Raw genomic sequence first — 12,814 nt, 5'->3', positions numbered from 1 at the left:
GAATTTTTTTATGTGTGGTATCGTTGGCGCAGCAGCACAACGCAATGTGCTGGGAATATTGGTTGAAGGTCTCAAGCGTTTGGAATATCGCGGTTACGATTCCGCCGGTGTTGCGCTGCTCGACAGTGATCAACAACTGCAATTGCGCAAAACCGTCGGTAAGGTGGCCGGACTCGAAGAGGCAATTGCCGCTGAGCCGGCGACCGGTCAGATCGGTATTGCCCACACCCGCTGGGCCACCCACGGCAAACCCACCCAGGCCAACGCCCACCCGCATACGTCTGCCAATATCGCCGTGGTTCACAACGGCATTATCGAAAACTATCAGGAAATTCGCGAACAGTTGATCGCCAAGGGCGCAACCTTCGTTTCCGAAACCGATACCGAAGTCATAGTGCACCTGATTAACGATTTGGTGTCAGGCGGTAAAGATCTGTTTGATGCGGTAGTGGCTGCTACGGAACAGTTTGAAGGTGCCTATGCGCTGGGGGTTATCAGCGCCGATGATCCCGACCGCCTGATCGGCGCCCGCAGCGGCAGCCCACTGGTGGTGGGTGTGGGTATCGAAGAAAACTTTATCGCCTCGGACCAGATGGCTTTGCGGCAGGTAACCGACCGCTTTATCTTCCTGGAAGAAGGCGATCTGGTCGAGGTAACCACCAATGGTGTAACGATTCTGGATAAAGATAAAAACAGAGTCGTCAGAAAAATTTCCCGTATTACCGATGCCGATGAAGCTGCGGATAAAGGTGAATACCGCCATTATATGCAGAAGGAAATCTTCGAGCAGCCGAAAGTGATTGGCAACACTCTGCAGGGTCGCATCGGTAAAACCGCCGTGCTGGAGGAAGCGTTCGGCACCGAGGCCAAGGCGATTTTCGACCGCACCCGGGCAGTGCAGATTGTCGCCTGCGGTACCAGTTACCACGCCGGCCTGGTGGCCAAATACTGGCTGGAGGAATGGGCCGGCATTGCCTGTAGTATCGAAGTGGCCAGCGAGTATCGCTATCGTCGATTTGTCGTGTCCCCCGATACCCTGTTCGTCACCATTTCCCAATCGGGCGAGACCGCCGATACCCTGGCGGCGTTGCGCCTGGCGAAGGAATCCGGGTATATCGCCGGCCTGACCATTTGCAACGTTCCCAACAGCTCCCTGGTCAGGGAATCCGACCTGGCTTTGATGACCAATGCCGGGCCGGAAATCGGTGTGGCCTCCACCAAGGCGTTCACCACGCAGTTGACCGCCCTGCAGTTGCTGACCATCGTACTGGGTCGGCGTCATGACCTGACTGCGGACAGGGAACAGGAATTGATCGAAGCGCTGCACCAGATGCCGAAGCTGTGTGAAATGGTATTGGAGTTGGATAAAACTATCGAGAAAGTCAGCGAAGCTTTTGCCGACAAACATCACGCCCTGTTCCTGGGGCGCGGCGTTCAATACCCTGTAGCTATGGAAGGCGCACTTAAACTCAAGGAGATTTCCTATATTCACGCCGAATCCTACCCCGCCGGCGAACTCAAGCACGGCCCCCTGGCGCTGGTGGACAGCGATATGCCGGTCGTGGTAGTGGCGCCGAGCAACCAGTTGCTGGAGAAGCTGAAGTCCAATCTGGAGGAGGTGCAGGCACGCGGTGGTGAACTGTTTGTGTTTGCCGATAAAGATGCGGGATTCAGCAGCGACGACAACACCACCGTTATCAACATCCCCCACGTACCCGACAGCCTGGCGCCGCTGATTTATACCTTACCGCTACAGTTACTGTCCTATCACGTCGCTATTTTAAAAGGTACCGATGTCGATCAACCGCGAAATCTGGCGAAGTCAGTGACGGTGGAGTAGGCGCTGTTGCGATGCCTATAAAGAAGGATTTCAGGACCCTCTATAAATTAGTTGAGGGGTAAGAGTTTGTGATTATAAGTTTGAGACATGGACAGCATTAGAGTGGGTTATTCCCGATCCAACCATGGGGCTTTCGTTTCCAAAAGCGTTTTCATATCTTAAAGCTACGCGAAAAGTGTTGAGTATTCATGCCAAAGGCATGAACCAACCGGCTCCTGCAGGTGTTGCCTGGTGGATACTGGAAGATCGAGACATATCTGAAGGAATTTAGTGCATACGATGATATTCATGATTTTCACTTCGAAGGGCCGGGCATATTAACCCCGAGTATTGCCGGTATTTTTTGGCTCTGGGGTTGTTGTTCCAGGCTGGCGTAATAAGCCGAGGAATAAATGGCGACAAGAGGACTTGTCATGACTTCTGACCTGCGGGCATGAATTGTAGGTAACGCTGTACCCGCCGGTGTTGAGAGGTATTTTGTTATGTTATAACATCATGGTTTATCTCTCATGTGCCTATCCTAATGTCGCAAGCCATTACACCTACCGTCCCCGAGCGGTTAGAAACGTTGGATGTACTACGGGGATTTGCTCTGTTCGGCATTATGTCTGTTAATGTTTTTGTCTTCGCGCACCCTGTTAATTGGTTTGACGTATCCTGGCAGGAAATCGGACCCTTCGAGTACGGCTTTGAGCTGCTCAAACTAATTTTTGTACAGGGTAAATTTTACTCTTTATTTGCCTTTCTGTTTGGTTTGGGATTTGCCATGCAACTGGCCTCGGCGGAGCAACGTGGCGAGAGCTTTGTGTTGAGATCTACAAAGCGAATGATTGTCCTGTTTCTTATCGCACTTATACACTTCGCCTTGATTTGGAACGGAGATATTCTTAAAAACTATGCACTGGCAGGACTGGTTCTACTGGTACTGTATCTGTTGAAGCAACCTTTAGATAACGTCTACAAACGCTTTACCGGCAAAAACAAAGTGCCGAGATGGTCGATTATTGTGGCCGCTTGCTTAATTCTTTTTGGACCCCATGCCGTTAAAGGTGGCAAAGCCTATCTAGAGGCGCAGACAATTACGAAGTACGAGGCTGGCCATACCTTAACTGAAGACGAGCAGCAATTTATCGACGCTTGGGAAAAGGCAAAACTGCCGGAAACCATAAAAGAAAAGGCGGCGAAAAAAGCCAGCCAACACAATATGTTCGCCACACAAAGCTACTCTGAAGCACTGGCCTATCGTATCGACTTACTGCCCGAAAAGCTGTGGCAACCATCCTTCAACATGTTCGTATTAGGTTTATTTCTGTTTGGTGCCTACTTTGGCAGACAACGCCTGATAAGCGTGGCGGATAAAAACCGGGGGCTGTTTAAGAAAATAGCGATAGCAGGGTTCATTACAGGAATGATGTTTAACTGTTTATTTGTCTGGGCCATGATCAATATGCCACCCCAGGTGGGCACGTTTTGGAGTTTCGCTATAAACCTTGGAAAGTCTGGAGCGGGGCTATGCTTTGCCCTGATGTATATCGCTATCATCAGCCTGGCGATGCTTGGTAGTGGCAAATGCTTGTTGCGTTGGCTGGCGCCTGTAGGGCGGATGGCACTGACCCATTACTTGTTGCAATCGCTTATTGGCACCTGGGTATTCTACGGCCATGGCCTGGGTCTGATGGTTGATGTTACTGTTATTTCGCAGCTTGGTTTTATCATTGTTTTATTTTCAGCCCAGGTGGCCTTTAGTCATTGGTGGCTACGCCGGTACCGCTATGGACCCTTGGAATGGGTGTGGCGCTCGTTGACTGACTGGCAGGCACAACCTATGCGGTTGGATAGATCCATTACACCGCCTGTTTAGGATGCTGCCTGCAACGACAAAACCCTTTCTTCCACATCCCGCAGTCGGTCCTTGCCAAAATATATCTCGTCGTTGACGAAAAACGTCGGAATACCAAACGCTCCCCGCTCCACCGCGGCGGCGGTGTTGTCCTTCAGCGCCTGCTTTACCTCTGCGTCCTGCATACGCTGCACCAACTGCTCACCGTCCAGACCCGCCTCATTCAATGCCGTGAGGATCGTCTCCGGGTCATCCATCTTCCGGGATTCCTCCCACATATGCCGAAACACCGCTTCCATATAAGCGGGCAGAATTCCGTCGATCAGGGCTGCAGTAGCGCCGCGCATAACTTGCAAGGTGTTAACCGGAAAGTGGCTATTGAAGGTAAACGCAGTGAGCTTGTACCGAGTGATAAAACGCTCTATTTCAATGCGCTCGTAGTCCAGCTTGTTTTTGACATCGGCAAACGCCATCATCGGCGGCTGGTTGTTGGTGGCCTTGAAGATGCCGCCGAGCAGCACGGGGATATAATTGAAGGGCACACCCGTGCGTGCTTCTATCTGCGACGCCGCCATATAGGCGAAGTAAGCATTGGGACTGGCGAAGTCAAAGTAGAAATCCAGGTTAACAGACATAACAATTCCTCAAATAGGGGTTACCACTTTTCCACCCAGGGCCGGCAGTCGAGTTCGAAAGTCCAGGCGTTGCGGGGTTGTCGATGTAACATCAGATAGTTTTCCGCCAGATCGTCGGGCTGCACAATACCGTCTCTGGCCGCCAGCTTCTCATAGTCCGGGTGGTTCTGCCGTATCCAATCGGTTTCCACCGCCGCGTCTATCACTACGTGGGCGACGTGTATGTTGCGCGGACCCAACTCCCGGGCCATGCTCTGGGCCAGGGCGCGCAGGCCGTGCTTAGCGCTGGCAAAGGCGGCGAAACCGGCGGAGCCTTTGACGCTGGCAGTAGCACCGGTGAAGATGATGGTGCCCCTGCCCCGCCGGGCCATATAACGGCTTGCCTCCCGCCCGGTGAGAAAACCAGCGAAGCAGGCCATTTCCCAGATCTTGAAAAACTTGCGGCTCGAGGTTTCCAAAATACCCATGGGCACATTGGCGCCGATATTAAACACCACCACCTCCAGGGCACCCAGTGTTTCCTCGATGGTGGCAAACAGGCTTTGCACCTGCTCCTCTTTGCGGGCGTCGCAACTAAAGATATGAGCCAGCCAGCCTTGCTCTCTCATTTGCGCTACCAGGGGGCTGAGCTTGTCGCCGTTGCGGCGTGCCATACACACAATGTAGCCGGCGCCAGCGAAGCGGCGGGCGATGGCTGCGCCGATAGCATCTCCGGTACCCATTACCAGGGCTACCGGCGAGGGGTTTTCAGGTTGACCGGACATAACTGTGTCCACTTTGAGATTTATGAGGCCCTGCTAATGGGGCGGGCCTTTTATGAGTGCCAATTTGGAACTTACTATAAGTGTCAAATTGGAACTTGTAAAGCTATACTCGCCTGCGTGGGCGGATTTCAGCCTGGGACAAGAACTCGGCCGGCCTTCGCTGGAGTTGCCGAAATGAGGGTTTTGAAATGAGGTTGCCGAAATACAGAATGCGAGAAAGCTATGCGCTGGAGTGAAATTGACAGCCAGGTGTGTTCAGTGGCCCGTGCCCTGGCGGTGGTCGGCGATCGCTGGACACTCCTGATTATCAGGGATTGCTTTGTGGGAGTGCGCCGGTTTGACGGATTTCAGAAAAGTCTGGGTATCACCCGCCACCGTTTGTCAGACCGCCTGCGCCGGCTGGTGGATCAGGGCATTCTGGACAGGGTGCCCTACCAGGAAAAACCGCAGCGTCACGAATACCGCTTGAGTGAAATGGGTAGAGCGCTCTACCCGGTTATCCTCGGCCTGGCACACTGGGGCGACCGCTGGCTTGACGACGGTGACGGCGCGCCGATACAGCATATCCACAAGAATTGCGGACAGATCATGCACAGCGTGATGGGCTGTTCCGAGTGCGGGGAGCCTCTCGACCCGCGCGCGGTGACGGCGGTGATCGGCCCCGGCATCGCCCGCAAACTGGCGCGGGGGGACCTGAATCCCGGCGCTGCAACAGGTGCACCGCAGGTGCCGAAAGCGGGTGCAAAATAAGCGTGGATACACGATTGCTACAACGACGGATATTGTTTTGACCTTTTCCCCCGTCAGGGGCGAGCATTAACATTTGTTAATGCACCTCCCTCCCCTCACAGGTGACCATAGCTCTGGGATCAGTTCTCCAGCTTCCGTTTGATGCGTGACAGCGATACCGCGTCAATACCGATATAGGACGCCAGGTGGAACTGGGGTACCCGTCTGAAAAGATGCGCCTCCTCGGTGAGCAGCCGCTGAAAACGCTGTTCGGCGTTCTTGGTCAACAGCATGGCCTCGCGCCGCTCGTTGCGGATAAAAGCGTGAGTGATCATTCTGGCAACCAGCTCGCCGAGTTCCGCAAACGACTGTTGCAGTTCAGCCAGCCTGTCATAGGGCATTAAGACGATATCGGTGGGCTCGAGGGCCTCGATGGTGAATGGTGAAGGGCTGTTGGTCAGGCCGGCGCTGGCGGCTGTTATGAGGTCGCCCTCGGTGTAAAAGGCCTTGTTCCAGAATTTGCCGTCGGCGCTACTATAGTAATAGCGGACCAGGCCCCGCCGGATGATGCCCACATGGGTGGCGGGGTCGCCGGCGCGCAGGATAACCGAGGCTTTCTCGTAACTGGCCGGTTTTGCGCAATCAACCAGTGCCTCGACCAGGGCTGGGTTATGGATGTCCCAGCGGGCCAGAAACTGGTGGATGGCGGTGCCGGCAGGAGTCATAGGCAATCCTGAGATGAAGATGAGGCCTGGCAGTTCGGGTCAGAGATAACCCCATAGTAAGGTTGCCGCGATCGAGTGGCAACTGACCGGTGGGGGCGAAATAAAACGAGTAACAGCAGCGACAGATCGAGGAGACTACCGTGGCAGATACTGACAATGCAATTGTGATGAACCATGATATCGACAGCATGACGGCCCCCGTCAAGACCCACGAGGAAGAGCGCCTGGAGCGCAAACAGCGCTTGGCGGCAGCCTACCGGCTGTTTGGTAAATTCGGCTTTGACGAGGGGGTCGCCGGGCATATTACCGTTCGTGATCCGGAGCATACCGATCACTTCTGGGTCAACCCGATGGGTGTATCCTTCAAGCAGATAAAGGTCTCGGACCTGCTGCTGGTCAGCCACAAGGGTGAGGTGGTGGAGGGTAACGGCCTGCTCAACGGCGCCGCTTTCACCATCCACGGCCATATTCACAAAGCCCGCCCCGACGTTGTGGCCGCCGCTCACAGCCATTCGGTCTACGGCAAGGCCTGGTCGGCGCTGGGGCGACTACTGGATCCGATTACCCAGGATGCCTGCGCGTTTTACCAGGATCACGGCCTGTTTGACGACTATACCGGCGTAGTGCTGGACGAGTCCGAGGGTGAGCGCATCGTCAACGCCCTGGGCAATGCCAAGGCCGCCATTTTGCGCAATCACGGCCTGTTGACCGTGGCTGAAACCGTCGATGCGGCGGCCTGGTGGTATATCACCATGGAGCGCAGTTGCCAGGCGCAACTGCTGGCGGAGGCCGCCGGTACGCCGAAGCTGATCGATCCGGATCATGCGGCGAAGACCTATGAAACCGTCGGCAGTCATTTAGCCGGCTGGTTTAGTTTCCAGCCGCTTTACAACGTTATCACCGCCGAGCAGCCGGACTTGTTTGACTGAATATCGCATCGACCTTGCGGGTGGCACCGTCACCCGCCTGCCTGCCGTGCCGGCTCCAGCGAAAGGGCCGGCACCGCCGCCAATCTGAATTTCAACTTGTAGTCTTTGTGCTCAGTACCCATCCAGCGGTCCCACCAGGTGAAGTACAAACATCAGACCGAGGCTGGCGCCGCGCAGCAGCAGGTTAGTGACTTTCATGGTGAGCTGTCAGGGCCGATCCGGGTTGGCGGGGTCAAAGCGCCAGTGCTCTGCGGCGCGGATCACCCGGCCGCCGGTGGGAGTGGGAAAGTGAGTGCCCAGCACCAATACCCCGGCGTTGCACCATTGTTCCAGTAACTGGTGGCGGGTGCTGCGGGCCCGGTCGGGGTCGCGGTCAGCGCTGCCCTGCCAATCGGGTTCCGCGCACTGTACCGGGTTGTGCATGATATCGCCGGTGATCACGGCGCGAGCGTTGCCGGACGCTATCTCCACGCTGACATGGCCGGGTGTGTGGCCGGGAGTTGGCACCAGTTTTACCTCGCCGGTTACGGCATGGGGCGGCTCGATAAACTCCATCAGACCGGCGTCGATTATTGGGCGGACAGAGTCCGACAGTATTTCCTCGAACCCGTCGCGCCGGTGCCAGGCCTGCCATTCCTGTTGGGCCAGTAGGTATTTGGCGTTGGCAAAGGTCGGTACCCAGCGGCCGTCGACAAGTTGCGTATTCCAGCCTACGTGGTCGTCGTGCAGGTGGGTGCACAACACCTTATCCACTGCCAGCGGATCAAAACCGGCGGCGATGAAATCTTCCATAAAGGTGGTTTGCAGCTGGTGCCAGTTGGGAATGTCTCGATTTTTGAAGTTGCCGACACAGGTATCGACGACGATCAGGCAGTCTTCCGATTCCACCACGAATGCGTGGATGGAAAACACCAGCCGGCCCTGGTCATCGGCGTAATGGGGTTGCAGCCAGGTGTGGGGTTTAACGTTTTCCGGTGCTGCCTGCTGAATAACAAAGCGACCGTCGGTGATTTCGACCTGTTCCACTACGCGGGTAATCTTGACCTCACCAACCTGCCATATGTCCATAAGCCTCTGCCGCCCCAGCCTGTGAGTCGCCAGCATAGCATGCTGTCTGCGCAGCTATCTCAGCTGGAGACCTATATTGCACTACCGGTACATATTGGCACTTGCTTCCGGCGTCTGGTTTCGCTTGGAGCGCCTACTTTTGATGGTCTAGAAAGCGTCCCTGCTGTTGAAAGTTTCTGAAAGCCCTGGTCAGAGGCGGACCTTTTTAATCAAGGTCCACTATCTAGACACCCATGTCACCACTATCTGCACTATCTGGACTGCACTATCTGGACACCCATGTTAGGACCACTATCTGGACACCCATCTTGGACACCCATGTCACCACTATCTGGACACCCATGTTAGCGGTCCACTATCGGACTATCTGGACACCAATGTTAGTAGCACCGTTATCTGGACGTTATCTAGACACCCAAGTTACGGCGTTATCCAGACGTTATCGAGACGACGTTATCAGACGTTATCGAGACACCCACCGTTATGTACACCGTTATGTAGACACCCAAGTTACAGAATTATCCAGACACCCAGCACTATCTGGACACCCATGTTAGCGGTCCACTATCGAGGACTATCTGGACACCAATGTTAGTAGCACCGTTATCTGGACGTTATCTAGACACCCAAGTTACGGCGTTATCCAGACGTTATCGAGACGACGTTATCAGACGTTATCGAGACACCCACCGTTATGTAGACACCCAAGTTACAGAATTATCCAAACACCCAGAATTATCCAGACACAGAATTATCCAGACACCCACAGCTAGACTACTTCGCCCATGCTCTGGCACTAACGGATCAGAGAAACATCGACTGTCACAAATCAGTAGTCATAAACCGGTAAGCTGGCTATATGGAATCGGTAAGGTCGATTTCCGCCTGATATCAGTAGCATCATCCCGCTATTTCTATTGTTTCACCCCATCTGGATTCCAAAGTCTTCAAAAAAGCGGATATAAGGTACTTTTAATATGATAAATATGAAAAATACTGGTAAGACCGATATTGGTAGTGGTAAGGTTGGTCAGATAACCACACTGTCTGGTCGGGCTGCTTTCGATCTGTAGTGGCATAAAAAGAACCTTATTATTTAAGACGCCGTTTCGTTCGGCATGATGATCAGAGATCATTGTCGATCTCGGGGGGAATATCATGAAGAAGCTCACCACTCCGTCTGTCCTCGCTTCCGCTATAACCACAACGCTGCTGCTATCGAATCCGATACAAGCCCAGGACGGCGGTATCGCCGGGCAGGTGGTTTATGAAGGTAGTGAGTACCCACTTAAAGGCGCTGTCGTTAAATTGCGGGAGCTCTCGCTGGAGACCACCACCGGCAGTGACGGGCGTTTTAGAATGCCTGTGGTGCCGGACGGCAACTACACTCTGATCGTGGATTACCTGGGGGTCGGCAGTGAAAGCCACACTGTAGTGGTCAGCGGCGGCCAAACTGCACAGGCCATCATCCGCTTCGGTGGAGCGGGTGATGGAAGCAACCGTGACATCGAAGAGGTGATGGTGGTTGGCACCCTGGCGGGATCGCGGATAGCCCGCAATAAGGAGCGCGCCGCCGACAACTTCAAAACAGTGGTCAGCGCCGATGCGCTGGGCCAGTTGGCCGACCAGAATATCGCCGAGTCGCTGCAACGACTGCCGGGGCTGACGGTGCAGCGCAATGAGGGTGAGGGGCGCTTTGTCAGCGTGCGAGGTCTGTCGCCCGATTTCAACAACGTCACCATCAATGGTGTGCAGGTAGGTGGCGGCGGAGACGGTTTTGGTTTTAGTGACCAAGGTGGTTCGCGCTCGGTATCACTGGACGTGGTTCCGTCCGACCTACTGGAATCTATCGAGGTCAGCAAATCACGCACCGCCGATATGGACGGTGATATTATCGGCGGTGCGATCGAGTTAAAGAGCCTCTCGGCCTTCGATCGCGGCGGTTTTTTTGCCGACCTGCGCCTCGAAGGCAGCCACAATGATATCGCCGGCGAAACCAGCCCGAAAGTATCGGGCCGTTTCACCAATATATTCCAACTCGGTGAAAACGGCGGGGAGTTGGGTGTAGCGCTGGCCGCCAACTGGTTCGACCGGGATATACAGCTCGATGACCTGCGCACCGACAACGAGCTGCGCAGCGTATCCACTGCCGACAGTGACGAAAATCCTGCCTTTCTCGTACCCGGCGAACTCGACCCCAGAGTTGAGGTGGGCACTCGCGAGCGGCGTGGCTTTACTTTAAATTTCGATTACCGTCCCAACGACACCAGCGAATATCATCTGCACTTTACCAACACCAACCTGCAGGACAACGACATCCGTATTCAGCAAAATTGGGACCTGGACGATGCCAGAGACGATGATGAATTGCTGGAGGTTGGTGCCGGCACCGGTACCTTTGCCGATGTTGATATAGAAAAGCGAATCTTTTTCCAGGATAAAGAAAACGAAGTTACCACCTTTGCCCTCGGTGGTAAGAATACATTTGATCGCTGGACTGTCGAGTATGGTGCCAGTCATTCAAAAAACGAGTATGAGCTGCCCGATGGCATCCGCGGCCAGTTCAGAGTCCGCGACACCATCACCACCTTCGCAATTGGGGAGAGGGATTACGATATCAGCTTTGTGCAAGGCGAAGGCAATGGCGACAGGGACCCGTTGCGACCGGACGCCTTCCGGCTCGATCAAATCCTGGTGATCGGCGATGAGCGCAGCGATGAGATCACAGCCTACAATCTGGATTTCACCCGTGCCGTGAATTTTGGCGCGACCTCCGGCACTATCAAATTCGGCATGAAATATAAAACGCGCGAAAAAGACGTCGACCGCACCCGCGCCGCGGAGTTGAACGGCGACGACGATGTTGCCGAGGCGCTCGGTCTCGACCCGGATGCGGACGAGTTTTTCACCTTGGCGGATATCTCCACTTTTTCTCCCAATCGGAGCCGCGCCGGCTTTGAATTTTTCCCGACCCTGGGCGCCGCTGAATCGTTGTTTCGCTCGCTGATTCCGGCCACCGAAGCCTCCGCCAACCCGATTACGACCATCGCCAACCTGACGCGCCGCGACTATGTGGCTGAAGAGGACGTATTGGCGGCCTATGTTATGACTAAAGTCGATCTCACCGAAAAATGGCGCCTCACCGCCGGTGTGCGCGTCGAGCAGACCGATTGGCAGGGCGATGCGTTTGAGGTTGAGCGTGTTGAGCGCGACGATGATTCCGAGCTCGAAGACGAAACCCGCGACCCGATCGCCAGGCAGGCTAAACGTGATTACACCAATGTGTTGCCCGGTGTGCACCTGCGTTATGAACCGCGAGAAGACGTCGTCGTGCGTACCGCCTTGACCACGGCAATCCAACGCCCGGCCTTCAATGATACGGTGCCCTTGCGCGATATATTGAGCGACCAGCAGGAAGTCGATGATGAGAACTCATTTGAGCGGGAGGTAGAAGTTGGCAACCCCGATCTCGATCCTTTGGAGGCGCTCCAGTTCGACGCGTCAGTGGCCTGGTACCCTACCCCGCAGACGTTGCTCTCGGCCGGTTTTTTCTACAAAGAGCTGGATAACTTCTTTATCGATGCACGCTTTGATGGCGAGGATGTTACCGTGTTGGGCTTACCGGTGGGCACCGGCAGGATCGGCGCCGACGGCGGTTTTGACGAAGTCAATATAACCCTGAACGGCGGCACCGCCGAGGTTTACGGCATCGAATTGACCTATGCCCACGCGCTGGCTTCCGGTTTCTTTATCGAGAGCAATGCCACCTGGAGTGACAGCGAGGCCGATCCCGGCCAATTGTTACGCGATGCGCGCGGCGGCAGCGGCGACCTGCCCCTGCCCGACCAGGCCGATTTAGTGGGTAACCTGGCGCTCGGTTGGGAGAACGAGGCCTGGACCGTCCGCTCGTCCTGGACCTATCGCGACGAACAGCTCACCGATATTGCCAGCGATCCTGAGGAGGACGTTATCCGTGCTGAACACTTGTCCTGGGATATTGGGATCAAATACCGCCTCAATGACAACTACGGCTTCTACATCGATCTGATCAACCTGACCGAGGAAAGAGACCAGCAGGTATTTCGCGGCGACGGCAGCAGGCGATATTTCGAGCGCATCGAGGACTACGGACGCACCTACCAACTTGGTGTGACAGTGCGGTGGTGACATTGCCGTGGCCCGGAGCGCAATTGTTGGCCGAGCACTTGTCAGTGCGATCGGAGCGCGAATAATCGTGTTGACGCAGACTCTGCTGTTCGAGCCTATTGGACAGCGACTCTGCAC

At 55.0% G+C, this 12,814-nt stretch carries 9 protein-coding genes; 5 read left to right on the top strand and 4 right to left on the bottom strand.

Going from position 1 to position 12,814, the window contains the following annotated elements; all coding sequences use genetic code 11:
• The first annotated feature begins 10 nt into the window (after nucleotides 1-10).
• The gene (gene glmS, locus FKG94_RS08200; protein WP_142903712.1) at nucleotides 11-1,840 is read left to right on the top strand and encodes a glutamine--fructose-6-phosphate transaminase (isomerizing); all 1,830 of its coding nucleotides are present in this window, start codon (nucleotides 11-13) and stop codon (nucleotides 1,838-1,840) included.
• A 523-nt stretch (nucleotides 1,841-2,363) separates the two neighbouring features.
• The gene (locus FKG94_RS08195) at nucleotides 2,364-3,701 is read left to right on the top strand and encodes a DUF418 domain-containing protein (RefSeq protein WP_142903711.1); all 1,338 of its coding nucleotides are present in this window, start codon (nucleotides 2,364-2,366) and stop codon (nucleotides 3,699-3,701) included.
• Here FKG94_RS08195 and FKG94_RS08190 read toward each other — a convergent pair.
• Together FKG94_RS08190 and FKG94_RS08185 are read right to left on the bottom strand one after the other, a co-directional pair.
• Nucleotides 3,698-4,315, bottom strand: a complete 618-nt coding sequence (locus FKG94_RS08190; protein WP_142903710.1) for a 2-hydroxychromene-2-carboxylate isomerase — start codon at nucleotides 4,313-4,315, stop codon at nucleotides 3,698-3,700. The two genes, FKG94_RS08195 and FKG94_RS08190, sit on opposite strands and share 4 nt — an antisense overlap.
• A gap of 20 nt (nucleotides 4,316-4,335) precedes the next feature.
• Nucleotides 4,336-5,079 (bottom strand): SDR family NAD(P)-dependent oxidoreductase, encoded by a 744-nt coding sequence (locus FKG94_RS08185; RefSeq protein ID WP_142903709.1) that lies wholly within the window; start codon nucleotides 5,077-5,079, stop codon nucleotides 4,336-4,338.
• A gap of 222 nt (nucleotides 5,080-5,301) precedes the next feature.
• On the opposite strand from FKG94_RS08185, the gene FKG94_RS08180 reads away from it, so the two are divergent.
• The gene (locus tag FKG94_RS08180) at nucleotides 5,302-5,829 is read left to right on the top strand and encodes a winged helix-turn-helix transcriptional regulator (RefSeq protein ID WP_142903708.1); all 528 of its coding nucleotides are present in this window, start codon (nucleotides 5,302-5,304) and stop codon (nucleotides 5,827-5,829) included.
• Between the two features lie 119 nt (nucleotides 5,830-5,948).
• Here FKG94_RS08180 and FKG94_RS08175 read toward each other — a convergent pair whose 3' ends face one another.
• Nucleotides 5,949-6,533, bottom strand: a complete 585-nt coding sequence (locus FKG94_RS08175; protein WP_142903707.1) for a Crp/Fnr family transcriptional regulator — start codon at nucleotides 6,531-6,533, stop codon at nucleotides 5,949-5,951.
• A 167-nt stretch (nucleotides 6,534-6,700) separates the two neighbouring features.
• On the opposite strand from FKG94_RS08175, the gene FKG94_RS08170 reads away from it, so the two are divergent.
• The gene (locus FKG94_RS08170; RefSeq protein WP_142903767.1) at nucleotides 6,701-7,462 is read left to right on the top strand and encodes a class II aldolase/adducin family protein; all 762 of its coding nucleotides are present in this window, start codon (nucleotides 6,701-6,703) and stop codon (nucleotides 7,460-7,462) included.
• A gap of 207 nt (nucleotides 7,463-7,669) precedes the next feature.
• Here FKG94_RS08170 and FKG94_RS08165 read toward each other — a convergent pair whose 3' ends face one another.
• Nucleotides 7,670-8,530: an MBL fold metallo-hydrolase gene (locus FKG94_RS08165; protein WP_179957548.1), complete on the bottom strand. Its 861-nt coding sequence runs from the start codon at nucleotides 8,528-8,530 to the stop codon at nucleotides 7,670-7,672.
• A 1,158-nt stretch (nucleotides 8,531-9,688) separates the two neighbouring features.
• Between FKG94_RS08165 and FKG94_RS08160 the strand changes: the two genes are divergently transcribed.
• Nucleotides 9,689-12,697, top strand: a complete 3,009-nt coding sequence (locus tag FKG94_RS08160) for a TonB-dependent receptor (RefSeq protein ID WP_142903705.1) — start codon at nucleotides 9,689-9,691, stop codon at nucleotides 12,695-12,697.
• The last annotated feature ends 117 nt before the right edge of the window (nucleotides 12,698-12,814 follow it).

Source organism: Exilibacterium tricleocarpae, assembly GCF_007004655.1.
In the GTDB taxonomy this organism is placed as follows: Bacteria; Pseudomonadota; Gammaproteobacteria; order Pseudomonadales; family Cellvibrionaceae; genus Exilibacterium; species Exilibacterium tricleocarpae.
The sequence above is the reverse complement of the archived record's forward strand: the minus strand, read 5'-3'. Positions and strand labels throughout refer to the sequence as shown.